The 25520-nt window shown below is 71.1% G+C and carries 24 protein-coding genes; 13 read left to right on the top strand and 11 right to left on the bottom strand.

All coding sequences use genetic code 11. From position 1 onward, the window contains the following. Positions 1–10 precede the first annotated feature (10 nt). The 7 genes from ABD256_RS04415 (at position 11) to ABD256_RS04385 (ending at position 5372) form a co-directional block, all read left to right on the top strand. The gene (locus ABD256_RS04415) at positions 11–898 is read left to right on the top strand and encodes a MerR family transcriptional regulator (RefSeq protein WP_344413684.1); all 888 of its coding nucleotides are present in this window, start codon (positions 11–13) and stop codon (positions 896–898) included. Then, positions 895–1665 carry a hypothetical protein gene (locus ABD256_RS04410; RefSeq protein ID WP_344413682.1) on the top strand — a complete coding sequence of 257 codons (771 nt, stop codon included), beginning with the start codon at positions 895–897 and terminating at the stop codon, positions 1663–1665. The genes ABD256_RS04415 and ABD256_RS04410 overlap by 4 nt, the downstream gene beginning before the upstream one ends. Further along, positions 1662–2186 (top strand): hypothetical protein, encoded by a 525-nt coding sequence (locus tag ABD256_RS04405; RefSeq protein WP_344413680.1) that lies wholly within the window; start codon positions 1662–1664, stop codon positions 2184–2186. Before ABD256_RS04410 ends, ABD256_RS04405 begins: the two co-directional genes overlap by 4 nt. Further along, positions 2183–3373: a YcaO-like family protein gene (locus tag ABD256_RS04400; RefSeq protein ID WP_344413678.1), complete on the top strand. Its 1191-nt coding sequence runs from the start codon at positions 2183–2185 to the stop codon at positions 3371–3373. The genes ABD256_RS04405 and ABD256_RS04400 overlap by 4 nt, the downstream gene beginning before the upstream one ends. 10 nt (positions 3374–3383) lie before the next feature. Then, positions 3384–4106, top strand: a complete 723-nt coding sequence (locus ABD256_RS04395) for a nitroreductase family protein (protein WP_344413676.1) — start codon at positions 3384–3386, stop codon at positions 4104–4106. A gap of 118 nt (positions 4107–4224) precedes the next feature. Beyond that, positions 4225–4656 (top strand): phospholipase, encoded by a 432-nt coding sequence (locus tag ABD256_RS04390; protein WP_344413673.1) that lies wholly within the window; start codon positions 4225–4227, stop codon positions 4654–4656. 80 nt (positions 4657–4736) lie between these two features. Further along, positions 4737–5372 (top strand): nitroreductase family protein, encoded by a 636-nt coding sequence (locus ABD256_RS04385; protein ID WP_344413671.1) that lies wholly within the window; start codon positions 4737–4739, stop codon positions 5370–5372. Positions 5373–5643: 271 nt separating this feature from the next. Here the strand turns inward: ABD256_RS04385 and ABD256_RS04380 are convergent, their stop codons facing one another. From ABD256_RS04380 to ABD256_RS04360, 5 genes are all read right to left on the bottom strand, one after another. Continuing rightward, complete coding sequence (locus ABD256_RS04380; protein WP_344413669.1) at positions 5644–6054, bottom strand: hypothetical protein; 411 nt, start codon at positions 6052–6054, stop codon at positions 5644–5646. A 41-nt stretch (positions 6055–6095) separates the two neighbouring features. Continuing rightward, positions 6096–6404, bottom strand: a complete 309-nt coding sequence (locus ABD256_RS04375) for an RloB family protein (protein WP_344413667.1) — start codon at positions 6402–6404, stop codon at positions 6096–6098. Next, positions 6401–6640 (bottom strand): AAA family ATPase, encoded by a 240-nt coding sequence (locus tag ABD256_RS04370; RefSeq protein ID WP_344413665.1) that lies wholly within the window; start codon positions 6638–6640, stop codon positions 6401–6403. The genes ABD256_RS04375 and ABD256_RS04370 overlap by 4 nt, the downstream gene beginning before the upstream one ends. Then, positions 6637–7506 carry an AAA family ATPase gene (locus ABD256_RS04365; RefSeq protein ID WP_344413663.1) on the bottom strand — a complete coding sequence of 290 codons (870 nt, stop codon included), beginning with the start codon at positions 7504–7506 and terminating at the stop codon, positions 6637–6639. Before ABD256_RS04365 ends, ABD256_RS04370 begins: the two co-directional genes overlap by 4 nt. 89 nt (positions 7507–7595) lie before the next feature. Then, positions 7596–10118 carry an FtsK/SpoIIIE family DNA translocase gene (locus tag ABD256_RS04360; RefSeq protein WP_344413661.1) on the bottom strand — a complete coding sequence of 841 codons (2523 nt, stop codon included), beginning with the start codon at positions 10116–10118 and terminating at the stop codon, positions 7596–7598. 109 nt (positions 10119–10227) lie between these two features. Here ABD256_RS04360 and ABD256_RS04355 point away from each other — a divergent pair, with 109 nt between their 5' ends. The 3 genes from ABD256_RS04355 (at position 10228) to ABD256_RS04345 (ending at position 12798) form a co-directional block, all read left to right on the top strand. After that, positions 10228–11034, top strand: coding sequence for a lysophospholipid acyltransferase family protein (locus tag ABD256_RS04355; RefSeq protein ID WP_344413659.1), 807 nt, complete (start codon positions 10228–10230; stop codon positions 11032–11034). 153 nt (positions 11035–11187) lie between these two features. Next, complete coding sequence (gene wrbA, locus ABD256_RS04350) at positions 11188–11799, top strand: NAD(P)H:quinone oxidoreductase (RefSeq protein WP_344413657.1); 612 nt, start codon at positions 11188–11190, stop codon at positions 11797–11799. A gap of 42 nt (positions 11800–11841) precedes the next feature. After that, the gene (locus ABD256_RS04345; protein WP_344413655.1) at positions 11842–12798 is read left to right on the top strand and encodes an EamA family transporter; all 957 of its coding nucleotides are present in this window, start codon (positions 11842–11844) and stop codon (positions 12796–12798) included. Here the strand turns inward: ABD256_RS04345 and ABD256_RS04340 are convergent. Then, a complete protein-coding gene (locus ABD256_RS04340; protein ID WP_344413653.1) occupies positions 12788–13327 on the bottom strand; it encodes a DUF305 domain-containing protein in 540 nt (179 codons plus the stop codon). The two genes, ABD256_RS04345 and ABD256_RS04340, sit on opposite strands and share 11 nt — an antisense overlap. Positions 13328–13476: 149 nt before the next feature. Between ABD256_RS04340 and ABD256_RS04335 the strand changes: the two genes are divergently transcribed. The 3 genes from ABD256_RS04335 (at position 13477) to ABD256_RS04325 (ending at position 16874) form a co-directional block, all read left to right on the top strand. Further along, positions 13477–13926 carry a DUF4396 domain-containing protein gene (locus ABD256_RS04335; RefSeq protein ID WP_344413651.1) on the top strand — a complete coding sequence of 150 codons (450 nt, stop codon included), beginning with the start codon at positions 13477–13479 and terminating at the stop codon, positions 13924–13926. Positions 13927–14011: 85 nt separating this feature from the next. Then, positions 14012–15388, top strand: a complete 1377-nt coding sequence (locus tag ABD256_RS04330) for an amino acid permease (RefSeq protein WP_344413649.1) — start codon at positions 14012–14014, stop codon at positions 15386–15388. Between the two features lie 10 nt (positions 15389–15398). Next, complete coding sequence (locus ABD256_RS04325) at positions 15399–16874, top strand: glycoside hydrolase family 30 protein (RefSeq protein ID WP_344413647.1); 1476 nt, start codon at positions 15399–15401, stop codon at positions 16872–16874. On the opposite strand, the gene ABD256_RS04320 is transcribed toward ABD256_RS04325, so the two are convergent. From ABD256_RS04320 to ABD256_RS04300, 5 genes are all read right to left on the bottom strand, one after another. Beyond that, positions 16853–18457, bottom strand: a complete 1605-nt coding sequence (locus ABD256_RS04320; protein ID WP_344413645.1) for a substrate-binding domain-containing protein — start codon at positions 18455–18457, stop codon at positions 16853–16855. The genes ABD256_RS04325 and ABD256_RS04320 overlap by 22 nt on opposite strands. Before the next feature lie 517 nt (positions 18458–18974). Then, positions 18975–20672 carry a ribonuclease J gene (locus ABD256_RS04315; RefSeq protein WP_344413643.1) on the bottom strand — a complete coding sequence of 566 codons (1698 nt, stop codon included), beginning with the start codon at positions 20670–20672 and terminating at the stop codon, positions 18975–18977. Continuing rightward, positions 20669–21697 (bottom strand): 4-hydroxy-tetrahydrodipicolinate synthase, encoded by a 1029-nt coding sequence (gene dapA, locus ABD256_RS04310; RefSeq protein ID WP_344413641.1) that lies wholly within the window; start codon positions 21695–21697, stop codon positions 20669–20671. The genes ABD256_RS04315 and dapA overlap by 4 nt, the downstream gene beginning before the upstream one ends. 133 nt (positions 21698–21830) lie before the next feature. Further along, on the bottom strand, positions 21831–23333 hold the full coding sequence (locus tag ABD256_RS04305; RefSeq protein WP_344413639.1) for a serine/threonine-protein kinase: 1503 nt from the start codon (positions 23331–23333) through the stop codon (positions 21831–21833). 79 nt (positions 23334–23412) lie between these two features. Further along, on the bottom strand, positions 23413–24651 hold the full coding sequence (locus tag ABD256_RS04300; protein WP_344413637.1) for an Nramp family divalent metal transporter: 1239 nt from the start codon (positions 24649–24651) through the stop codon (positions 23413–23415). Between the last annotated feature and the right edge of the window lie 869 nt (positions 24652–25520).

Genomic DNA, 25520 nt, shown 5'->3' with positions numbered 1-25520 from the left:
TGCTGGTGCCGTGCCCACCTCGCCAGCCACGCCCGCCGCCCAGCTCACCGTCGAGCAGCTCGCGGTGGCCGTCGACCTCCCCACCAGCACGATCCGCATGTACCAGACCAAGGGCCTGCTGCACCCGCCGCGACGGCAGGGGCGCACCGCGAGGTACGACGGATCGCACCTGGACCGGCTGCGGCTCGTGCAGCGCCTGCAGACGCGCGGCTTCTCGCTGCCCGCGATCGCGGAACTGATCGAGGCCCGCGAACGCGGCGCGAACGTGGCCACCGTGCTGGGCCTCACCGGCTCGGCCGGGCCCGACGACTGGGTTCCGCTGCGGCTGCGCGACCTCCGCAGGCTCATTCCCGCCCGCGACCTCCGGCCGCGGCTGCTCCGGCGCGCGGGCGAGCTCGGCATGCTGCGCTGGCGGCGCGGGCGCCCGCACACCCGGCGCTGGGCGTTGGAAAGCGGGATCAGGGTGGTCAACCTGACCGTGCCGCCCGACGAGGTGCTCGACCAGCTCGAACGGCTGCGCGCGGTGACCGACGGGATCGCGGCCGACTTCGTCGGCGTGTTCGAGCGGCGGCTGTGGCCCCAGCTCGCCGCCGACGCGGCCGCCGAAGACCAGCTCAACCAGGTCAGGGCGCTCCTGCTGGAGCTGACCGAGACCGCGGAGACGGTGGTGCTCGGCGCGCTGCGCGAGGCGATCAGGGAAGCGGCCGAGTCCTTCGCGGAACGCCATGCGCTCCTTCCCGCGGACGGCGCCGAACCGCCGTGGGCGAGCGATCCCGTCCCGGTGCTGTCGCCGGAGGGGCCCGAAGGCGTCACCGTGCCGGAAGAGCAGGTGCTGGAACGGTTCCTGGCCGGCCGCGACGAAGAGGACACCGAAGAGTCCGAAAAGGACGGAAGATGACGACGTTCGTCACCGATCCGGCCTGGCGCGCCCAGCCCCGTGCCGAAGGCGTCGTCGTGTACGCGGGCGCGGACCAGACCTACCTGATCCCCGATCTCACCCGCCGCCAGATCGACGGCGTCACGCGGCTGTTCGAACAGGACGCCATCGACCCCGACGAGGTCGCGGACGACGTGCGGCCGCTGCTGCCGAGGCTGCGCTCGCTCGGCGCGCTGCGTCCCGCGGCGCTGCCGTCCCCCGAAGCACCTCGCAGGCTGCGCGTCGGCGTGCGCGCGACCGGCCCGCTGCCGACCGCGCTCACGGTCGCGCTGTACGAGGCGTTCCCGCCGGTCGCCTCGCCCGAGCTGGACCTCGTGGTGCGGACCGGCGGCACGCTGCGCGACCTCGCGTCGCTCGCGGCGGAGCTGACCCGGCCCCATCTGCTGCTCGATCTCGCTTACCACCACACGATCTCGCTCGGCCCGCTGGTGGTGCCCGGCGCCACCGCGTGCCTGGCCTGCCTGGCGATCCGCGCCGGGCGTCGCTGGGGCGACCCGCCGCCACCCGAGCGGCCGTCGGCGGCGGACTGCTCGAACCTCGCCGTCGCGCTCGCCGAGCACGCGCTGCGCAGGCTCTGGGGCGGCTCGCTCGCACTGACCGACCGGGTCGTCAGCCACCACCTCGACGAGCTGACCACCACCGGCGAGCACGTGCTGCCGTCGGCGACCTGCGCGGTGTGCCCTGGCTTCGAGGCCGGCAAAATCGCGCTTCCGTGGGAGGCCGCGTGAGCACTCCACTCAAGCTTCCCGACGCGTTCACGCCCGGCGCCACGAGCGCGGTGGCCGCGACACCGACGTGCTGCTGCTGTTGCTGCAGCTGCGCGGTGTCCACGGTGACCGCGACCGTGGCACTGCCCACCGGGTACGTCGCCGAGCGCCGGGAACAGGGCAAGCGGATGACCTTCGGGCCCGTGCTCGCCGCCATCGGGCTCGGCCTGGTGCCCGCCACCGGAGTCGCCGCCGCGCTGCTCGTGCTGGGACACCTCGACCGGATCGAAATGCCGCCGGTCCCGCTGCTGGCGATCGCACTGGGCACGATCGTCGTCGCGACGGTGCTCGCCGCCGCGGGCCGGTCGCCCCGGCCGGAACGCGTCGCGGGCCGCACCGCGCTGTGGGTCGGCGCGGCGCTCGCCGAGTTCTTCGTCGTCCTCTTCGGACTGGCGGCGGGGTGGCTGTTCATCGGGCTCTACTTCGGGCTCGTACTGGCCGCACCGCTGCTGGCTGTCGTGTACCGGCGGAAGTTCGCATGACCAAAGGACTTCTCGACCGCGCCGTCGGCTGGCGCCAGGGCGTCCTCGCGGAGCTGCGGCCGGTGCCGCGGAGCCTGGCCGATCTCGACGTGCCCGGCTGGGCCGCGGTCACGGAGCCGTTCCGCGCCGGCGGCACCAGCGGCGGCGCGGGCGCGCACGCCAGGGAAGCGGCGATCGCGGAGGCGCTGGAACGGCACGCGGCGGCGACCTGCCCGCTGGAGTCGGTGCCGGTGCCGGAGAACGCGGTGCACTGGCCGCTGGCGGACTTCACGCTCCACTCCCCCGCGCAGCGCGCGCACCGGAGGTTCCCGTACCGCTACGAGGATGCCGGGTACGCGCGGGCGTGGACCCTGCCGGGCAACGCCGAGATCTGGGTGCCTGCCGGGCTCGTCGGGCTGCGGCCGGAGCACGGCCTCCCGGCCACCTCGTCCGGGCTCGCCGCGGGACCGTCCACAGTGCACGCACTGCTGCGCGCGACGCAGGAGCTGGTCGAACGCGACGCCCTGACCGTGAGCTGGCTGCATTCCCTTGCCCCGCCGGAGATTCCCATCCCGGCCGGGCTGCGGGAGCCGGTGGAAGCGCTCGGCGGGGATGTGCGCGCGTTCGACCTCACCCCGGTGTACAGCCCGCACCCGGTGATCGCGGTCGCCGGCACCCTCCCCCTCGGCGGGAGACCGCGCGCGACCCTCGGCCTCGCCTGCCGCGCCGACACCGGTGAAGCACTCGAAAAGGCCTGGCTCGAATGGACGCAGGGCACGGTGTTCCTCGAAGTGTGGCTCGCGGCGAACGAGAAGACGGTGCTGAAACCCCGCCAGGTCACCGATTTCGACGCGCACGCCGCCTACTACACGTCCCGCCCACGTGACTGGGACAGGCTGCCGTGGTGGCGGGGACCGGCAGGCGCGGCGCCGGAGTCCTCGTCCGCGCACGGCACCGCGGCGGAACTGGCCGAGCTGGTGCGCGCGCTGCGCGGGCACCGAATCCGGCTCGCCTACCGCGAACTGACCACGCCCGAGCTCGCGGCGGTGGGGCTCAACGCCGTGCGCGTGCTCTCCCCCGACCTGACCCCGCTGCACTCCGATCACCGCTGGCCGTTCCTCGGCGGCACCACGGCGGATCTCGCGCGCCGCTACCCGGACGCGACGCCGGGCGTCTTCCCGAACCCGAACCCGCACCCACTCGGCTGAGAGGCACTTGATGACCGACCCCCTGCCCGATCCGTACGACGACTTCTGGGCCGCGAGCCGGGTCACGCCGGTGACCCAGCGGAGGCTCGCCGAGCGGCTCCGCGACCACCGGCCCGAGTTCTCGCCGGTGGACCCGTTCGCGCTGCCCGGCCGCTACCACGCGTTGCGCCGGTCCGCCGACGGTCTCGACCGCACGTTCCGCCGTCGTCGCAGCAGCAGGGAGTTCCGGGACGAACCGTTGCCCGCCAAGCAGCTCGGGATGGTGCTCGCCGCGCTCGCGGACGACGAGACCCGCAGCTACCCGTCCGCGGGCGGGCTGTACCCCCTGCGCTGCTACCCGCTGCTGCTGAACGTGCGGCACGAACTGAGCGGCCGCGTGTGCCGGTACGAACCGAGCAGGCATGCGGTGCAGGACGTCGCACCCTGCCCGTCATGGGCCGAACTGGCCCCGTTGATGGGTGCCACCGGCACCGACGGGCCCGGTCCGCAACTCGTGCTGGCGTTCGTCCTCGCCGACGAGCCGATGGTCGCGAAGTACGGGGTGCGCGGCGGGCGGTTCGGGCTGATCGAAGCGGGCTCCGCCGTGCAGTCGGTGGCGCTGCGGCTCGCGGCCGAACGGCTCGGCGGCTACCTGCTCGGCGGCGCCGCGGACACTCCCGTGCTGAACCTGCTCGGACTGGCCGGGCAGCCGGTTCGGCTCGCCGCGGCGCTCGCCGCCGGCATCCCGGACTGAGGCGCCGCCAGCCGAAAATCCAGAAAGAATCCCAGATTCGGCCGGTAGAGGTTTTCCTCCGCGCCGGCAGGCCCAAGACTGTGCCGGTCTTGGTTCGCCAGCTCAGCGAGGAGTCGCGATGACACTGTCCACTCTGCACCGCCGGATCGCGACTGTCGCGGTCGGCCTGGCCAGCGCCGGGGTCATCTCGACCGGTACCGCGCAGGCCGACAGCATCCAAACCATCACCGACAAGTACTTGTTCAGCACGTCGCTGTCGAGCTTCGAGAACATCCGCGACAGCAAGCCGTACCCCACCCAGCTCGACTGGTCATCGGACGCGTGCTCGTGGTCGCCGGACAAGCCGGTCGGCTTCGACTTCAAGCCGGGCTGTCACCGCCACGACTTCGGCTACCGCAACTACAAGAAGCAGAGCCGCTTCAACGACACGAGCAAGAAGAAGATCGACGACAACTTCTACAGCGATCTCAAGGGCATCTGCAAGGGCAACGCCGCCTGCAACGGCATCGCGTGGATCTACTACCAGGCCGTGCGCAAGATGGGCAGCTGACCGCTTCCCCCGCGGCGGCGGGAATCCCCGCCGCCGCATAGGGTCGGCACCGGAGACCGGTTCGACCCGTGGAGGCCCCGATGGACAGCGACCACCTGCTGAGCACGACGCGCGCGGTGCGGCGCAAGCTCGATCTCGACCGGCCCGTCGAAGACGAGGTGCTGGCGGACTGCCTCCGGCTCGCGACCCAGGCCCCGACGCCGGGCAACGCGCAGTCGTGGCGCTGGCTCGTGGTGCGCGAGCAGAGTGTGAAGAACGAGATCGGGGCGCTGTTCCGCGAGATCGGCACCGCCTACCTCGAGATGATGACCGAGAAGGCGGGCGACGCCGCGAAAGATGGCCCCATCGCCCGGAACATCGCGTCCGGCCAGCACCTCATCGACGTCATCGAGCGCGTGCCGGTGTTCGTCATCCCGTGCCTGCAGGGACGTCCCGAGGGCGGCAACGAAGACCTCTCGGTGTTCTACGGCGGCATCTTCCCCGCGGTGTGGAGCTTCCAGCTCGCGCTGCGCTCCCGCGGGCTGGGGTCCACCCTCACCAGCTACCACCTGCGGCGCGAGACCGAAGCCGCGAGAATCCTCGGCATCCCCGACGGTTTCACCCAGGTCGGGCTGCTACCGGTGGCCTACACCACGGTGCCGGACTTCAAACCCGCGCCACGAGCGCCGATCGAGGAGATCGCGTTCGTCGACCACTGGGGCTCCCCGCTTCGCTAGGGCGGGCCGTATGCGCCGCTCGCCTTCCATCCCGCAGCAGAGCCTGGTGCGGGCAATGGCCACCGGGGAGCCCGCCAGCTCCCCGGGAAGGAAGCTACTGGCGCTGCTCGTCACGGCGAATGTCCTTTGTGTCCTGAACAACGGCATGGTCACCGTGCTGCCGGCGAAACTGGCTTCGGCGCTGCTTCTGTCCACTGTGGCCGGTCGGTCCGTGGTACTGCTCGGTGCCGGTTTCCTCGGCACCAGTGCGGGTCGTGCCGCGCCGCGTTCCCTAGTCGGCGCGAACGGTCGCCTGGCGGCCGTCCTGGCTGACCGACACGAGTTCGACGGTGCCCACGTCGCGCGGCCCTCCGCGCGCCCCGGTGTGCAAATCGGCGGTGGCGCTCCCGGCGTGCCCCCGCACCACGAACCGGGCGATGGCTTCCCCCTGCCAGATGCACTGCATGCGCGGCGGGCACCGCGAGTCGGAAACCAGCCTGGTGAACCGGACCGCCAGGTCCCGCCCGGCGATCGCCGCCTCCTGGCCGACCGTCAACGTGAAGTCCCGGCCTGGCGGCACGACGGCTGCCGGTTCCGGCGGCTTCCCGGGCCGCAGGCCGTGCTCAGAAGCGGCCGAACTGGCCGTGCCCGCTCCGAGCGCGACGAGCACCGCGAGCCCGACGGCGAATCGCTGGCTGTCCACGTCCGGAAGACGCCCCGGACCCCGCCCCGGGTTGCACCGGGTCAGCAGATCTTTTCCACCAGAGCCCAGACCCCGGTGGCCGGGTTCCGTTCGTGCTCGTCGACCACGCACCACACCTCGTCGTGCGTGCCCTCTGCCCGGTCGCGCATCCCGGCGGCGTACTTGACGACCGCTTCCGGATCGGCCGCCTTCGCCTTGATCTTGACGGTGACCGCTGGGTTCCGCCGAATGCGCTTGAGCCCCTCGAAGTACGCGGGCTCGGTCGCGGCCGCACCACAGACGACGAGCAAGGAAAGCCTCGGCTCGCGAAATGCGCGCCGCCGCCGATCGCTGTTCTCCCGGCGCGTCATTCGCCCAAGATGGCATCGGAGAACGATGTGCCGTCGAGTACCGGAACCGCACCATAGCTCCCGGCCAGATAACGTCGCTCGGTGTTCTGGTCCTTGCGCGGCTTGAAATCGGTCAAGGGGTACAGTTCGCTCGCGCCGTCCGAGCCTTTGTCGACAAACCAGATCTGATCGCGGTCCAGAACGTGATCACCGAGCATTGTGCCCAACAGGCTGGTGTCCTGCGTGGTGAAGATCATTTGCGCCGCATGCGGATTCGTCGCCGGGTCCTGAAAGTGCCTGCCGACTCGTCCCGCAGGTCGAAAGGTGTCCCTCGGGAGCCGTGTTTCAACCTGACCTTCCATCGAAGCCGAGCAGGCGTCGACACGGGTCTGACAGTCGCATAAGACATAGCACGCGCTCTGATTGGTTCGTTCACTCGCTCGACTGCGATATCGGTGACACCCACATCAGCGGCGGCGAGCAACAAAAGCAAGCGGCGGGCGTGCTCCGGGCTTCGTTGCACGAAGGCGCCGACGCGCTCGCTGAGCAAATCGTTCGCCTCCGACTCAACTGAATCGATGCGAAGCGTACCGTCGAACCACCGATAAACCGGCATCAGTGGGCCGAGCTGAAGTTGGCCGCAAGCACTGAGCATCAAGGCATCTGGCCGTATCAACTCATTGAGAGTGGTGAACTTCGCCTTCAGGTCGGACACCGTGCTGCCGAACCTGACCTGACCGCTTTCGCGCTCGAACACCACCCGCTTGCGCTTCTCAGGATAGGAGTAGAGCCATTCCTCCTGCACGAGGCCGCGCTGGACGCTGAATCCGTAGGTGTGCCGTACAGCATCCACCACGAGCTCGGCGATGTAGAAAGAGGGCTTGTCCGCTTCTTCGTTTCCCAGCCGAAAGAAGTCGACAGGACTAACGACCGCCAGCGATTCACTCACCGCGGTTTGCATGAACAGGCCGTTGAACAGACTCGACTTGCCCGAGGCGTTGGCGCCGTAGATCGCCGCCACCGGCACGGCCGGGCGTTCGTCGCCCGGCATCGACGGCATCAGGAGCAGCTCCCGCTCGTCCCGGAACGAGCGGTGGTTGCCCAGCCGAAAACTTCTGAGCATTACCGAGCACCTCCCTGGCTATGGTTTCGAGCCGTTCTGTACCAGTAACCGCACAGAACGACCCGAAGCACCAGCGAGGCGGGTTTTGCCTACTCGTCGCCTTCGTCGGCGGATGGGGCGTCGCCGCCGCGGATCATGAACAGCACCCCGTCGAGCTCTTCCGGCTTGATCAGCACGTCGCGTGCCTTCGAGCCCTCCGACGGGCCGACCACGCCCCTGCTCTCCAGCAGGTCCATCAGCCGTCCCGCCTTCGCGAAACCGACGCGGAGCTTGCGCTGCAGCATCGACGTCGACCCGAACTGCGAGGTCACGATCAGCTCCGCGGCCTGCAGGAGCACGTCGAGGTCGTCGCCGATGTCGGGGTCGATTTCCTTCTTCTCGCCCGCCTTCTGCGCGGTGACACCGTCCTGGTACTCCGGCTGCGCCTGCTCCTTGGTGAAGTTGACGATCGCGGAGATCTCGTCGTCGCCGACGAACGCGCCCTGGATGCGGACCGGCTTCCCGGCGCCCATCGGCAGGTACAGCGCGTCGCCCATGCCGATCAGCTTCTCCGCGCCCGGCTGGTCGAGGATGACCCGCGAGTCGGTGAGCGAGGAGGTCGCGAACGCCAGCCGCGACGGCACGTTCGTCTTGATCAGGCCGGTCACCACGTCGACCGACGGGCGCTGCGTCGCGAGCACCAGGTGGATCCCGGCGGCACGCGCCTTCTGCGTGATCCGGACGATCGCGTCCTCCACGTCCCGCGGCGCGGTCATCATCAGGTCCGCGAGCTCGTCGACGATCGCCATGATGTACGGGTACGGCGTGTACTCGCGTTCGCTGCCCGGCGGCGCGGTGATCTCGCCCGAGCGCACCTTCTTGTTGTAGTCGTCGATGTGGCGGACCCGGTTGGCCTGCATGTCCTGGTAGCGCTGCTCCATCTCCTCCACCAGCCAGGCCAGCGCGGCGGCGGCCTTCTTCGGCTGGGTGATGATGGGCGTGATCAGGTGCGGGATGCCCTCGTACGGGGTCAGCTCGACCATCTTCGGGTCGATCAGGATCATCCGGCATTCGTCCGGTGTGGCCCGCGCGAGCAGCGAAACCAGCATCGAGTTGACGAAGCTCGACTTACCGGAACCGGTGGAACCCGCGACCAGCAGGTGCGGCATCTTCGTCAGGTTCGCGGTGACGAAATGGCCCTCGATGTCCTTGCCGAGGCCGATCACCATCGGGTGCGGGTCCTTGCCCGCGGTCGACGAGCGCAGCACGTCACCGAGCCGCACCATCTCGCGGTCGGAGTTCGGCACCTCGATGCCCACCGCGGACTTGCCGGGGATCGGCGCCAGCAGGCGGACGTTGTCGGTGGCCACCGCGTAGGCGATGTTCTTCGTCAGCGCGGTGATCTTCTCGACCTTCACACCGGGTCCGAGCTCGACCTCGTACCGCGTGACGGTCGGACCGCGGGTGAAGCCGGTGACCTGGGCGTCCACGTTGAACTGTTCGAGTACGCCGCTGATCGCCTCGATCATCGCGTCGTTGGCCTTGCTGCGGGTCTTCGGCGCGTCCCCGAGGGTCAGCAGCTCCGCCGACGGCAGCTTGTAGTCGCCTTCGACCGTGCGGGTGACCGAGAGCGGGGGCTCCGGCTTCGCCTGCTTCTTCTCCGGCACCTTCTCGGCGATCGGTTTCGGCGCCTTGGGCGGCTTGACCGGCGTCGGCGGCTCCGCGAGCGCGGCATCGATGTCGAGTTGCTCCGCGTCGGCGTCGGCACTGGCCTGGCGCCGACGCGACGGCTTGCGCAGGCGCACCGACTTCGGGTCGGCCTCGGTGACTGCGGCGCGCTCGTCGGCGATGGCCTGCCGCTCCGCCTCGGCTTCCTCGATCTCGTCTTCGTCGAGGCCCCAGGTGCGCAACCGGTGCGGGATCTGGTTCACCGGCGTGCCGGTGAACACCAGCACGCCGAACCCGAGCGCGAGGATCAGCAGCGGCGCGGCGACCCAGGTGGTGACGCCCTTGGCGAGCAGCCCGCCGGAGAGGTACCCGAGCACACCGCCGGCGTACATCTGGCCGTCGAGATCGGTCGGGAGGCGCAGGAACAGGTGCAGCAGGCCGAGCACCGAGAAGATCACCAGCAGCGAGCCGATCACCATCCTCGGCCGCGTCTCCGGCCTCGGCTCCGAGCGCATCAGCGCGATCGCCGCGACCAGCAGCACCAGCGGCAGGGTGACCGCGCCCGCGCCGAACACCGTCCGCGCGCCGACCTGCACCCAGCCGCCGATCGGGCCCGCGGCCTGCCACCAGACGCCGACGGCGGCGATGATGCCGAGCGCGATCATGCCCAGCGCGAGCCCGTCCCTGCGGTGCTCGGCCTCGAGATCGCGGGTGCGGCCGACCGTGCGGGCCAGGCTGCCGACGCCGCGCGCGAGCAGCGTCCAGCCGCCGCGGACCGCGCGGCTGAAGCCACCGGAGGACCGCTTGGCCGGCGCGCGCTTGGCGGCGGGCTTGCGAGCAGCGGGTTTGCGGGCGGCCGGACGTGCCGACGAGCGGGCACCACCCTTGCGCGGCGCCCCCTTGCCCTTGGCGCCGCCGGTGCTCCTCGCCGTGCTTCGTCTGGTTGCAGTCGACCCGCTAGCCATGTCCTCTACGGTAACCGCCTTTTCCCTCTCGTCACTGCTGCCACTCCGGTCTCATGCCCATCACGGACGGCGAAGCAGCCGCGCGGCGGGGTCGTGGCATGCTCGTGCCATGTTCGCGCTGCACCAGGACCGGAACCCGGACAGCCGCGCCCCGGCGATCTGGCGGACGATGCTGACCGTCGACAGGGGGCTGGTCAACTTCGTCGGCAAGCTCCGCGTGACCGGTGGCATACCGCCTGAACTGCGACGGCGCCCGCTTCTGCTGGCCGCCAACCACATCGGCGTCTTCGACGCGTTCGTGCTGATGGCGGCGTGCAAGCGGATCGGCATCGACCCGAGGTTCATGCTCGCGGGCGGCATCCTCGACATGCCGGTGCTCGGCCCCGCGCTCCGGCAGAGCGGGCACCTGCGGATCGACCGGGGCAAGGCCGACGCGGTCGCGCAGTTCGCCGAGGCGGTCGAGGCGATGCGGACCACCAGGGACCCGATCGTCGTCTACCCCGAGGGCCGCATCAGCCACGACCCCGGCCTGTGGCCGGAGCGCGGGAAGACCGGCGCCGCCCGGCTCGCGCTCGCCGCGGGCGTCCCGGTGGTCCCGATCAGCCAGTGGGGCGCGCACGAAGCCGTCTACTGGGGCACGGAGAAGGTCACCGGACCCGCCGACATCGTCCCGCTGGCCCGCTCCGGGCTCAGCGCGCCGCTGCGCAGGCCGACGTTCCGGGTCCACTTCGGCACCCCGGTGGACCTCTCCGGTGTCGAACCGGAGCGCCCCGGCGCCGGGGTGCGGGCGCACGCGAAGATCATGCAGGCCGTCACCGACGGACTGGTGCCGCTGCGCGCCGGCGAACTGGAGCGCCCGCGCTTCCACGACCCGACCAGGCCCACCGACACGGTGAGCCCCTGGAAGCGCTTTTGAGAAATCCGGCCTGCCATGCCCCGAAGGATGCTCCCTTAGAGGCCAAGACGAGGCCCGCGGCGCAGTCCTTGAAGGTGACCTTCAGCGCAGGAGCGGACTGGGCTGCTGCCCGGATCATGGGACGGGGCCGCCGGCTCGCCTAGGGTCGGGACGGTGAGCACTCGCATTCTCGTCGTCTACTACAGCGCCACCGGGAACACGGCCGCGCTGGCCGGAGCACTGGCGGAAGGCGCCCGTGGCGCGGGCGCGGAGGTCCGGGTCAGGACGGTCGCCGAGACCGCGCCGCCGGAAGCCGTCGCGAGCAACCCGCGCTGGCAGGCCTGGGTCGACGCGGGGCCGCACGCCGAGCTGGCGACGCTCGACGACCTCGAGTGGGCGGACGGGCTCGCGGTGGGCAGCCCGACGCGGTTCGGCGGGCCGGCGAGCCAGCTCAAGGCCTATCTCGACACCACAGGCGGGCTCTGGGCGCGGGGGAAGCTGGTGAACAAGGTGGCGACCTCGTTCACCACCTCGTCGACGGCACACGGCGGGCTCGAATCGACGGTGCTGGCGATCAACAACGTCTTCTACCACTGGGGCGCGATCGTGCTGCCGCTCGGCTACACCGACCCGCACCTGCTCGAGTCGGGTAACCCGTACGGCGGTTCGTTCGTTTCGCGGTCGTCGGCGTCGCCGGACGAAACGGCGCTCGGCGCACTGCGACTTCAGGGTAACCGGCTAGCTCTGATCAGCGGTTATGTCGCCCGGGGCGTCACTGGCTCCTGAACGGGGTCGCTACCTGCGAAAACGGTAGCTAGTCTCGCGTAGGTGAGCATCCCGGTCGCAACACCACCTCGGGTCAGGTCGCGGCAGCGCGGCACGGCCTTGATCCTGGTCGCGTCGTTCTTCTTCGGCAGCTCCGGGGTGATCGGGAAACCGGCGATGCAGGCCGGGCTGTCGCCGGAGCAGGTCGCCGCCGCGAGGATCGGGCTGGCCGCGGTCGCCCTGTTCGCGCTGGTCGGGCTCTTCCGGCCGCGACTGCTGCGCGTGCGCCGGGGCGACTGGCCACTGCTGCTCGGCTACGGGCTCCTCGGCGTCGCCGGGGCGCAGCTGTGCTACTTCATCGCCGCGGACCGGATCCCGGTCGGCATCGCGATCCTGCTCGAGTTCACCTCACCGGTGCTGATCGCGCTGTGGGTCCGCTTCGCCCGCCGGACGCTGCTGCCGGTGCCGATGTGGTGCGGGATCGCGCTCGCGATGGCGGGGCTCGTACTGGTGGCGCAGGTGTGGGAGGGCGACGGCGTCGACCTGCTCGGCCTGCTCGCGGGGCTCGGCGCCGCGGTGTGCGCCACGGCCTACTTCCTGCTCAGCGAGCGCGCGGGGAAGGACAGGGACCCGATCGGGCTGGTGACCTGGGGCATGGGGATCGGCGGGGCCGCGGTGTGCGCCGTCGCGCCGCCGTGGACGATGCCCGCCGCGGTGCTGACCGCCCCCACGGACTTCGGGCCGTGGCACCCGCCGGTGTGGGCGCTGCTGGTGGCGGTGGCGCTGCTGTCCACCGCGCTCGCCTACCTGCTCGGCACGACCGCGCTGCGCCACCTGCCCGCCTCGGTCGCCAGCGTGCTCGCGCTGATGGAGCCGGTGGTCGCGACGGTGCTCGCGTGGGTGCTGCTCGGCGAACAGCTCGGCTGGATCCAGGTGACGGGCGCGGCGGTGCTGCTGACCGGCGCGGTGCTCGTCCAGCTGAACCCGCCGCGCGGCGAGCACTCCCCCGTCACCCGCTGAACGCGCCGAGTTCGGCGAGTTCGGCCTGCTGCGCCTGGACGAGCCGGGACGCGACATCCTTGGCGCGCGGGTCGCCGCCGTGCGCGAGCTGGTCTCCGGCCAGCCGTCCCGCGTCGCGTTCGTGCTCGGCCATCGCCTGCGCGAACCCGCGGTCGAACGCGGGCCCGGTCGCGGCGCGGAGCGCGTCGATCTTCGCGTCCGTGAGCACGCCCGGCTTCCCGTGGCCGAGGCCCGGATCCTCCGGTGCGGGCTGCCCCCACGCTTCGAGCAGCGCGGAAAGCTCGGCGATCTGCGGCTCGCGCACGTCCTCGATGCGCTGGGCGAGCGCTTTGACGCGCCCTTCGGCCGCCTTCTCGACGGCGAGCGCCGCCAGGTCGACGGCTTGCTGGTGGTGCGGGATGAGCGCGGTCGCGAAAGTGATGTCGGCGCCGTTGAAGGACGGCGCGGCGGGTGCTTCCGGCGGCGGCTCCGCGGTGCAGCCCGCTGCCAGGGCCAGCAGTACGACGAGCGCGACGCGACGAAGAACCACGGTTCTTTCCTCCCGGCTGGACAACCGGGACCAGGTTCGCAGAAGGGATTTTTCGGAAGGCATCCGGGGTGCGCGGAACAAAGCGGGGAACCCCGTGGTTGCGGCCAGCGGGACTAAATACTCCCTGGGGGTATAGACAGGAGGCGACCATGGACCGCGCGCTCACCCGTCAGGCGATCTCCGCGACGCTGCACTGCCTCACCGGCTGCGCCATCGGCGAGGTGCTCGGGCTGGTGATCGGCACCGCGTTCGGCTGGTCGAACCTGCCGACGGTGGTGCTCTCGCTCGCGCTCGCGTTCGTGTTCGGCTACTCGCTTTCGGTCCGCTCGGTGCTCGGGTCCGGGCTGTCGCTGCGCGGCGCGATCGGCATCGCGCTGGCCGCCGACACGCTGTCCATCACCACCATGGAGATCGTCGACAACGGCGTGATGGTGGTACTGCCCGGCGCGATGAACGCGGGGCTGGCGAACGCGATGTTCTGGATCGGCATGGCCGTCTCGCTCGCGATCGCGTTCGTGGTGACGGTGCCGGTGAACCGCTGGCTGATCGGCCGGGGCAAGGGCCACGCGGTGCTGCACGCCCACCACGCCGGGCACTGAAGTCCCCTTGGCGCGCCACTGGTCAAATCCCCAGCGCGGTGCGAGAATCCCGCGATCTTGATCAACGGCGCGCCAAGGAGGACGGATGGCTTCGCGGACACCGTCGACCGTCGAAGACGCCGAAGGGCTCCGCCCGGCACTGCGGCAGCGCCACGTGCGCATGATCGCGCTCGGCGGGATCATCGGCGCCAGCCTGTTCATCGGCAGCGGCGCGGTGATCCACACCGTCGGCCCCGCGGCGGTGCTTTCCTATGCGCTGGGCGGCCTCCTGGTCGTGCTCGTGATGCGCATGCTCGGCGAGATGGCGGCGGCCAAGCCGCGGCTCGGCTCGTTCATGGAGTACGCCACGGAGTCGCTCGGCGGCTGGGCGGGGTTCACCATCGGCTGGCTGTACTGGTACTTCTGGGTCGGCGTCGTCGCGTTCGAGGCGGTCGCGGGCGCGAAGATCCTGGCCGGCTGGATCACCGTGGTGCCGCAGTGGGTGTTCGCGCTGTGCCTGATGCTCCTGCTGACGCTGACCAACCTGGCCTCGGCGCGTTCCTTCGGCGAGACCGAGTTCTGGCTGGCCTCGGTCAAGGTCGCCACGATCGTGATCTTCCTGGCGATCGGCGTGCTGTTCGTGCTCGGGCTCTGGCCGGGCGCGCCGTTCTCGGTCGGCAACATCGGGCTCGACGGGTTCTTCGCCGGCGGCGGGTTCTCGGTCGTGCACGGCGTGGTGATCGTGATCTTCTCGTACTTCGGCGCCGAGATCGTGACGATCGCCGCCGCCGAATCGGCCGAACCGGCGAAGGCGGTGCAGAAGGCCACCTCGACCACGGTGTGGCGGGTGATCCTGTTCTACGTCGGGTCCGTCACGCTGATCGTGATGATCATCCCGTGGCGCGACGTGCCGTCCGAGACCAGCCCGTTCGCCGCCGCCTTCGGCAAGTTCGGCATCCCCGCCGCCGAGACGATCGTGAGCGCCGTGGTGCTGACGGCCGCGCTGTCCGTGCTGAATTCGGGGCTCTACACCGCTTCGCGCATGCTGTTCGCGCTGCGGCGGCACGGCTGGGCGCCGAGGTGGATCGCCGACACCAACGCGCGCGGCGTGCCGTGGAAGGCGATCCTGCTGTCCACCGTGGTCGGTTACGTAGCGGTGGCGATGAACTACGTTTCACCTGATCAGGTGTTCTACTTCATCATCAACTCGGCGGGCGCGGTCGCGTTGTTCGTCTACGCGATCGTCGCGGGCTCCCAGCTCCGGATGCGCAAGAAGCTCGAAGCCGAGTCACCGGAGCTGCTGAAACTGCGCATGTGGGGCTACCCGTGGCTCAGCTGGGTGACGCTCGCCGGGATCCTGTTCGTGGTGGTCTCCATGGTGTTCGTCGAGGACGCGCGCTCACAGTTGCTACTGAGCGTGATCAGTCTCGTCGCGATCCTCGCGATCTATCTCATGGTGCGACGGTCCCGCCACGCCACGTAAGGTCGGGCGGGTGGTGGACGTCAGGCTCGCCTTCCTCATCCTGTCCGTGTGCGTCTTCGCCACCGCGTGCACGGCCGACGACGTCGCACCCCCGTCGGGTGGCGCCGCACCACCGTCCGGGGCGGTCGCGTCCTCGATCACGACCGCGGACGGGAGCCAGCGCCTGTCCCCGGGACCGTCGACGAGCTGGGTGGACGGACCGGACTCGGGCGCCGGGTCCGCCACGGTCACCGTGCACCCGGACGCGGCCCGCCAGACCATGCAGGGCTTCGGCGCGTCGTTCACGGACTCCTCGGCCGATCTCGTCGCCGCCTCGCCGCGCCGAGCCGAGCTGATGACCGCCCTGTTCGACCCCGCTCGCGGAATCGGGCTCACCAAGCTGCGCCAGCCGATGGGGGCCTCGGACTTCTCGGCCACCTTCTCGACCTACGACGACGTGGCACCCGGCGCGTCCGACTGGCAGCTGAAGAAGTTCAGCGTCGACCGCGACCGCAAGAACATCCTCCCGCTGCTGCGCCAGGCGGCCGCGCTCAACCCGGCGCTGAGCGTCATGGCGACGCCGTGGTCGCCGCCGGCCTGGATGAAGGACAGCGGCAGCCTCACCGGCGGAAAGCTCACCGCGGCCGCCTTCCACACCTACGCCCAGTACTTCGTCCGGTTCGTGCGCGCCTACGCCGACGCCGGGGTCCGCGTGGACGCCGTGACACCGCAGAACGAGCCGACCATGGCCTCGCCCGAATACCCGAGCGCGCAGATGGCCGCGAGCGCGCAGGCCGCGTTCATCGGCAACGACCTCGGGCCGGCGCTGCGGGCGGCGGGGCTGGGCACCCGCATCCTCGCCTACGACCACAACTGGTCCGATGTGGACTACCCGGTGTCCGTACTGGACAACGCCAAGGCACGCGGGTTCGTCGACGGGGTCGCGTTCCACTGCTACCAGGGCGATCCCGCCGCGCAGCAGGAGGTGCTGGACCGCTACCCCGGGATCGGGGTGCACCTCACCGAGTGCAGCAGCACCCAGAACTCGGCCGACGACAAGGGTTTCTCCGACACCCTGCTCTGGCAGGCCGAGCACCTCCTGATCGAGGGCACGCGCACCGGCGCGTCCTCCGTGCTGGCCTGGAACGTCGCGCTGGACGCCGCGAACGGGCCCGCGCGCGGCTGGTGCCGCAACTGCACCGGGCTGCTCACCGTCGACCCGAAGGTCCCCTCGGGCGTCCGGTTCAACGCCGCGTACTACGTGCTCGGCCACGCCGCCAAGTTCACCGTGCCGGGCGCGGTGCGGATCGACTCCACGACCGAGGGCGGGGACGGCCTCGAATCCACCGCGTTCCGCAACCCGGACGGCCGGATCTCGGTGGTGGTGCTCAACACCGGTGACGCGCGCACGTTCGACCTCTCGCTCGGCGGCAGGCACACCACCGTGTCCCTGCCGGCCCGCTCGATGGCCACCTACCGCACGGCTCAGCCGCAGCCGGGCGGCTGACAGGAAAGCTTGCCGAGCGCGCCGTAGAAGACGTCGCTGATCTTCGCCGGATCCTTGGTGGTGAAGGCTTTCCCGCCGGTCGGCGTGGTGATCGCGTCCAGTTCGGCCGCGTCGACGTCCGGCCCGACCCCGATCCCGATGATCTGCACCGGGCGCCGCGGGTCCGCCAGCTTTCCCAGCTGTGCCAGCAGTTCCGCCCTGCTGATGCCGTGCGGGTCCTCGTTGCGGCCGTCGGTCATCACCGCCACCACGTTGAGCCTGCCCGGCTCCCATTCCGCGCGAGCCTGCCGGTAGGCGGCGAGCGTGCTGTCGTACAGCCCGGTCCTGCCCTGCGCGGTGGCCTTCACCGCGCGCAGCTTCGCCAGTGCGCTCCCGGCGAGCTGCTCGGAAACCGGTGCCATCGGGATGATCTCGCGGTAGTCCTTGTCCCCGTCGAGCTCGGTGGAGAACGTCCAGATCCCGATCTTCGACGTCGGTTTGAACAGCCGCATCCCCTTCTCCGCCGCCTCCAGCGTGACGTCCATCCTGGTCCGGCCGGTGCCGGGGATGACGGCGTTCATCGAGCCGGACACGTCGATCAGCACGCGCACCCGCGAGCTGAGGTTCACCCCGGCCCACACGTTCAGCAGGTCGTCCACAGTGGACGAAGGCGGCATCGCGACCGGGGCGCGGTCGGCGGCCGAGATCCGCGTGTCCGCCGAGCGGTCGCGCAGGAAGTGCCCGTCCGGCGCGCGGAACCCGGCATCGGAGAGCGCCGACGCGCCGGCCGGGGCGAGCAGCGCGTGCAGCAGATCGGCCGCCGCCGCGCCCTGCGCCTGGTTCGAGCTCGTCAGCACGGTGTACGGGAAGTCGAGCGCGGGCACCGGTGCTTCGGGGTAGACCGCCACGAGCGGCCGCTCACCCTGTTTGCTGTTCCGGCGCAGCACCGCGTTTTCCGAGGACGGGAACGCGCTCACCGGTTTCTGCGGCGCCGTGCTGCCGGGAAGGCGGGAGAACAGGTCCGCCGAGCTGGCCGTCGTGTTCGGTGAGACGCGCCGGAGCGCGGAGGTGAACGCGGCGCTGTCGGCGGCGCCCCCGGTCACGGCGCGCACGCCGAGCAGGCCGGCCACCCCGACCGGGTCCCGCGCGGGATCGGGCATCCCGAGGGTCAGGTCCGCCTTGGCCAGCGCGGCCGACCAGGTCGGCGCCCTGCCGGGCCAGCCGAGGTCGCCCGCCGCGTCCTGGGCCAGCGCGAGCACCACCGGTGAGCTCGCCACGGACGTGCCCGAGTTCGGCACGTCGGTGATCCCGCCCGCGCCCGCCCACTGCAGGCGCAGGCCGGATTCGGGGATCCACACCTGCGGGCGCGCGGCACCGTCCGAGACGGCGAGCGACTCGGCCACCGCGGCGGACTCCCGCTCCCGCACCTCGAACCGGGTGCAGTCCTGGCCGGGCAGCGCGGCGGCAACCCGCGAGACGACCGGCGCTACCGCGGGTGCCGCGGCCACGTGCACCACGGTCGGCGACGCGCACGAGGGCGAGCCGAACCCGCTCCGCAGGACGACGACGGTCGCGACGGCGGCCAGCGCCAGTACCACGACCACGCTGACGATTACTGTCCGTCTTCGCTTCCCGCGTGGCCGTGTGCTGGCTGAATGCCGCCCCATCGGCGTCGGCCCTCCTGCCGATCGGCGCGACTTCCCCTGCTGGGACGTCACTTGTCGGGGCCAAGGCTAATCGGGATTTCGGCCGGTTCCTACTGCGTTCGGCCTAGCGCCAATTACTCTTTGTGTTGGGATCGGGGCAGAAATTCACCAGCGCCACGGAAGTCCGTAACGCCGGGGAGCCGGAGCCGACTTCCCCCGCACGGGGGAGTGAAACCCCACCGCGGTACGACGACGGCACCACGGGAACCGGCCACACTGGCCGCAGGACAAGCGCGCTGACCAGGGGGAAGGGGAAAGCCGATGAACCATCCGAGCCGAGCGGAACAGCGGAAGGCGCGGCGGGCACTGCTGACGCAGGCCGCCATGGTCGCGTTCGCGCTGCTCGTCGCACAGGCGAAGCGCTGACGAAACCGGCCCCGGAGCAGGTGCTCCGGGGCCGGTCCGCACGAGGTCTCTACACCGGCAGGACGGTGGGCACGATCATCGGACGCCGCCGGTAGGTGTCGGCGACCCAGCGGCCGACGACCCGGCGCACCGCCTGTGCGATGCGGTGCGTGTCGGTGATGCCCTCGGACTCGGTGCGCGACAGTTCCATCTCCACCAGCGGGACCACGGCGTCGAGCGCCTTCGGGTCGTCGGAGAAGCCGCGGCCGGACACCGTCGGCGGGCCGACGGCGCGCCCGGTGCTGGAGTCGACGGCCACGGTGATCGCGATGAACCCACCCTCGCCCAGCACGAGCCGGTCGGACAGGGTCGACTCGCCGACGTCGCCGACGGAGAGGCCGTCGACGTAGACGTGCCCCACCTCGACCCGGCCGGTGCGGCGCGCCTGCCCGTCGACCAGGTCGACCACGACGCCGTCCTCGGCGATCACCACGTTGTCCGGTGCCACGCCGGTGCGGATGGCCAGCTCGCCGTTGGCCCGCAGGTGCTTCCACTCGCCGTGCACCGGCATCACGTTGCTCGGGCGCACCGCGTTGTAGAGGTAGAGCAGCTCCCCCGCCGAGGCGTGCCCGGAGACGTGCACCTTCGCGTTGCCCTGGTGCACCACGTTCGCGCCGAGCCGGGTCAGGCCGTTGACCACGCCGAACACCGCGGTCTCGTTGCCGGGGATCATCGAGCTGGCCAGCACGACCGTGTCGCCTGCCTTGATCGAGATCTGGCGGTGCTCGCCGCGCGCCATCCGCGAAAGCGCGGACAGCGGCTCGCCCTGCGAACCCGTCGACACGAAGAGCACCTTGCTCTCCGGCAGATCGGCGGCCTGGTCGAGGTCGACGAGCAGACCCGCCGGCACGTTCAGCAGGCCCAGTTCGGCGGCGATGCCCATGTTGCGGACCATCGACCTGCCGACGAAGGCGACGCGGCGCCCGTGCTCCTGCGCGACGTCGAGCACCTGCTGCACGCGGTGCACGTGGCTGGCGAAGCAGGCGACGATCACCCGGCGGTCCACCCGGCGGATCACGTCGTCGAGCACCGGGCCGATATCGCGCTCGGGCATCACGAACCCGGGCACCTCGGCGTTCGTCGAGTCCACGCAGAACAGGTCCACGCCTTCGTCACCGAGCCGGGAGAACCCGGCGAGGTCGGTCAGCCTGCCGTCGAGCGGGAGCTGGTCCAGCTTGATGTCCCCGGTGTGCAGCACCACGCCGGCCGGGGTGCGGATCGCGACCGCGAGCGCGTCCGGGATGGAGTGGTTGACCGCGAAGAACTCGCACTCGAACGGGCCGACCGTGCGGCGCCCGCCTTCGCGGACCTCGACCAGCTGCGGCCGCTGCTTGTGCTCCTTGCACTTCGCGGCGAGCAGCGCGAGGGTGAACCGCGAGCCGTAGATCGGCAGGTCGGGGCGCAGGCGCAGGAGGAACGGCACGGCGCCGATGTGGTCCTCGTGCCCGTGGGTCAGCACGATCCCGTCGATCTCGTCGAGCCGGTTCTCGATCGCCCGGAAGTCGGGCAGGATCAGGTCGACGCCCGGCTGGTCGTCCTCGGGGAAGAGCACCCCGCAGTCGACGATGAGCAGCCGCCCGTCGAACTCGAAAACGGTCATGTTGCGGCCGACCTCACCGATCCCGCCCAGCGCGACGACGCGAAGGCCCCCTTCGGGGAGTGCGGGCGGTGCGGCGGTCGGTCCTGGTCCGGTTGCTAGCGAGCTCACCGAGGCATGGTCCCAACGCTGGTATGGGTGGTGGGCGCGACGTATGCCGCGGCCGAATCGGTCTGGGCGACCCTGGTGCCGTGCCAGTCCGCGGTCGAATCCGACAGCGGGACCCCGGCCTGGGTCAGGTCCGCCGCGATGGCGCGGATCTGGTCTTCGGTGGCGGGCACCAGCGGCAGCCGCGGGTCGCCCGCGTCGTGCCCGCGCAGGCGCAGCGCCGTCTTGCTGAACACGACCCCGCCGACGCGGGAGAACGCGCGGAACACCGGCAGCATGCCGCGGTGGTTGGTGCGCGCGGTGGAGGTGTCCCCGTCTTCGTATGCCTCGATCATCGCGCGGATCCGGCCCGCGACGACGTGGCCGATCACGCTGACCACCCCGGCCGCGCCGACCGAGAGCCACGGCAGGTTGAGGCCGTCGTCGCCGGAGTAGTAGGCGAGGTGGGTGTTCGCGATGACCTCGCTGCCCGCGAGCAGGTCGCCCTTGGCGTCCTTCACGGCCAGGATGCGCGGGTGCTCGGCGAGCCTGCGCAGGGTGTCGACCTCGATCGGCACGATCGAGCGCGGCGGGATGTCGTAGAGCATCACCGGCAGGCCGGTGGCGTCGGCCACGGTGGTGAAGTGCGCGTGCAGCCCGGCCTGGCTCGGCCGCGAGTAGTACGGCGTCACCACGAGCACGCCGTGCGCGCCCGCCTTCTCGGCCTGCTGGACGGCTTCGACGCTGTGCGCGGTGTTGTAGTCCCCCGCGCCCGCGATCACGGTCGCCCTGTCCCCGACCGCTTCGACCACGGCCTCGATGACGGCGACCTTCTCGGCGTCGGTGGTCGTGGGGCACTCGCCGGTGGTGCCGTTCACCACCAGCCCGTCGTTGCCGAGGTCCACCAGGTGCTCCGCGACCTCCTGCGCCCGCTTCAGGTCGAGCGCCCCGTCGGCGGCGAACGGCGTGATCATCGCGGTGAGCACGCGCCCGAACGGTCTTCCCGGCGCGGCGGAGGGGGGCGCGGACTGCGCGGACTGAGCGGACATGGCACTGACGGTACCTCGTGGTGGTGACCGATTTCGCGACGACCTCGCCGAAATCCCATGATCGACTGAAGCCTCCGCCCGCGCACCGGAGAATCCACGGCGCACCGTCACGGCCGCCGGAACTTCTCCAGCGCTACTTCACCTTCTCCGTCATCGCCCCCTCGAGCTGGCCGCCCGTGCGCTTCGTCACGACGCAGTAGACGTCGCGAACCCGCGAGCTGCTCGAGGTCGCCGGGGTGTTCCAGGCTCCGGAGGTGGGCACGAGCGCCTGGTAGGACAGCCACTGGCGGTTTTCCGGCCGCACGGCGTCGGAGTAGAAGCTCAGTGCGCAGCGCTCCTCCGCGTACGCCCGCAGCCTGGCCTCGTCCGGGTAGCCCGCGACGGCCGCTTCCGTGTCGGAACTGGTGGCGGACCCCAGGACCGTCGCGACGGTCAGCACTTCGAAGTCGTGCGACTTCTTGCAGTCGACCTGGTTGTCCGAGCCGACCGAGCCGCCGCCTTCGAGCGGCCGGTTGTAGCAGCGGTAGCTCGTCGAGTAGTCGAACTGGACGCTGCCGCCGTCGCCGTAGGTGAGCGTCGGCTTCATCGCCGGGTCGGCGGTGTCGGCCGGGGTCCCCCACCACTTGCCCAGCGCCAGCCCGCCCGCGAGCAGCACGACACCGGCCACCGCGGCGCCGATCCTGAGCGCACCGCGCTTCTTCGCGCCCGCCCCCGCTTCCGGCGCGAGCATCGACCGCGTCGCGGGAGGTCCATAGTGGACGGTCGACTGCCCGTTGTGGCCCTGCGGCGCGCCATGGCCGTCTCGCGCCGCCATCGCGAGCAGGCCGTCCGCCTGGTCGGGGCTGATCCTCGCCTCGGGGTTCGCGATCAGCATGCCCATGATCGCCGACGCGAGCGGGCCCTGCGCCCTGGTCAGGTACGGCACCTCGGTCATGATCGCGTGCAGCGTCGCGGCGGTGGTCGGCCGGTCGAAGGCGACGGTGCCCTCCACCGCGAAGAACAGGGTGGCCCCGAGCGACCACAGATCCGACGCGGCCAGCGCCTCGCGGCCGTCGACCCGCTCCGGCGCCATGAACGCGGGGCTGCCCACGATCATGCCGCTGGTGGTGATCCTCGGATCGTCGACGGCCTGCGCGATGCCGAAGTCGGTGAGCTTCACCCGCCCGTTCGGCGCCACCATGATGTTGCCCGGCTTCACATCGCGGTGCACGATGCCCGCCTCGTGCGCGGCGCGCAGCGCCGAAAGCACCTGCTGCCCGATCGCGGCGGCCTGCGCGGCGGGCAGCGGGCCCTGCGCGCGGACGAGGTCCGACAGCGTCGGCGCGGGCACCAGCTCCATCACGATATGCGTGCTGCCGCCGTCGGTCACCACGTCGTAGACGGTGACGACGGCGGGATCGTTGAGCCTGCCGCCGGTGCGCACCTCGCGCAGCACGCGCTCGGCGAACACCCCCGGATCCCCTGCGCCGTCAGGGATCCGCAGCTCCTTGATCGCGACCTGCCTGCCGATCACCCTGTCCTCGGCGCGCCACACCACGCCCATCCCGCCGCGGCCGAGCTCGTCGAGGAGTTCGTACCGCCCCGCCAGCACCCGCCTGCCGGTGGCGGCACGGGTCGTGGTCTGTTCGTCGGTCACGCGCTCGTCCTCCTCGGTTCCGCCAGGATGGTAGTCCGACGGCACCGCGGTGGCGGGCGGTTCCCCGCTATCAGCGCGGTCAGTGCACGAAGGTGAGGTAGATCAGCGCGAGGTTGAGCGCGATGATGACCGCGGCGACGCACCACGCGAGCACGGTGACGACGCGCCCGTTCGCCTCCGTCCCCATGAGACGGCGGTCGCCGGTGAGCCGGATCAGCGGGATGAGCGCGAACGGGATCCCGAACGACAGCACCACCTGCGACACCACCAGCGCGCGGCTCGGGTCGGCGCCGAGCGCGAGCACCACGACCGCGGGCGCGAGCGTCACGACCCGCCGCAGCAGCAACGGGATCCGCTTGCGCAGCAGGCCCTGCATGATCATCGCGCCCGCGTAGGCACCGACCGAAGTGGACGCGAGCCCGGAGGCGAGCAGCCCGATCGCGAACAGCAGCGCCACCCCGGGGCCGAGCACCTGCCCGACCGCGTCGTGCGCGCCTTCGATCGAGTCGACGCCGTCGCGCCCGCGCAGGGTGTTCGCGGCGAGCAGGAGCATCGCGAGGTTGACCGCGCCCGCCAGCAGCATCGCCAGCCCGACGTCGAACCTGGTCACCTTCAACAGGCGTTTCCGTTGCGCCGCTTCGGGTTTCCCGTGCCGGTCGCGCACGAGTCCGGAGTGGAGGTACACCGCGTGCGGCATCACGGTGGCGCCGAGCATGGCGGCGGCGATCAGCACGCTCTCGGCGCCGTCGAAGCGCGGCACGAGGCCGCCGAGCGCCGAGGACACCGACGGTGGCTCGACGAAGAGGCTCGCGAGGAACCCGACCGCGATGACCCCGAGCAGCCCGGTGACGACCCGTTCGAACGGGCGCTGGCCGCGGCGGTCCTGCACCAGCAGCAGCGCCATCGAAACCGCGCCGGTGACCAGCCCGCCCACCAGCAGCGGCAGGTCGAACAGCAGGTTCAGCGCGATCGCGCCGCCGACCACCTCGGCGAGATCGGTGGCGACGGCGACCAGTTCCGCCTGCGCCCAGTAGGCGAGCCGCGCCGGCCGCGGCAGCCGCTCGCGGACCGCCTCCGGCAGCGACATCCCGGTCACCAGGCCGAGTTTCGCGGACAGGAACTGGACGAGCGCGGCCATCAGGTTGGCCGCCACGATCACCCAGACCAGCAGGTAGCCGAACTGGGCGCCGGCACTGACGTTCGACGCCACGTTGCCGGGGTCGACGTAGGCGATCGCCGCGACGAACGCGGGCCCGAGCAGCATCGACCCGGCGCGGACCTTGGCCAGCCCCGGCCGTGCCGCGTCCGTCAGCGCCATCAGTCACCTCGCGTTTGTCGGTTGTGCCAACTTCAAGTTTAGGCTCGCCGAACTTTGCGTTGCAAGGTGCTGTACACCACCGGCCGCAGGCCGGTGCGCCGACGCGTGCCTGACTCCGCAGCCGCCTCCCCGCCGCTCCGATAGAGGCCGAGGACGGGGCTCGGCGGCGGCACTGCCGCGGCGCTCGCGAGGGGAACATTCGTGGCGTTCACGTCCCCGAAGGCGTCCTTCAGGGCATTGCCCGCGGCGAAACCGAAGCCCGCGACGGGGCGATTGGTGGCGCCGGATTCCCCGAAGGCCACAGTGATGATGCCCGCAGTGATGATGCGCGCAGTGATGATGCGCGCGCGTCGATTCCGGTGAGATGGGTGGCGGAAACGCGGAGCAGTCCGGGGCTTGGTCCCTGAAGGACGCCTTCAGGGAATCTGACGCCGCGATCTCGCCCCTCGCGACGCGCGACATGGTGCTGCCAACGCCCCGAAGGCAGCCTTCGCGGCGTTGGGTTCCCCGAAGGCCCCCCTTCGGGGCATGAGTCCGGGAAGGGGAAGAAGTGTGAGCCGGAAAGTCCGGCGCATTCCCCGAAGGACGCCTTGGCGGCACACGGCACGGTCACGCTCATTCCCTGAAGGACGCCTTCGGGGACTCTGAGGCCGCGATCTCGCCCCTCGCGACGCGCGACCGCGCGACACGGTGCTGCCGATGCCCTGAAGGACGCCTTCGCGGCGTCAGATTCCCCCAAGGCCACCTTCAGTCCTCTGTGTCCCCGGGCGGGGACGTTCCGCCAGGGGTGAAAGGTGGGCGCGCCTCCGCTGGCGGGGTGATCTTGCCGCGCCCGGCGAATCTGCTTATTTACGAGCCAGGGCAGGGGC

It is taken from the genome of Amycolatopsis minnesotensis, from assembly GCF_039529815.1.
In the GTDB taxonomy this organism is placed as follows: Bacteria; Actinomycetota; Actinomycetes; order Mycobacteriales; family Pseudonocardiaceae; genus Amycolatopsis; species Amycolatopsis minnesotensis.
The sequence above is the reverse complement of the archived record's forward strand: the minus strand, read 5'-3'. Positions and strand labels throughout refer to the sequence as shown.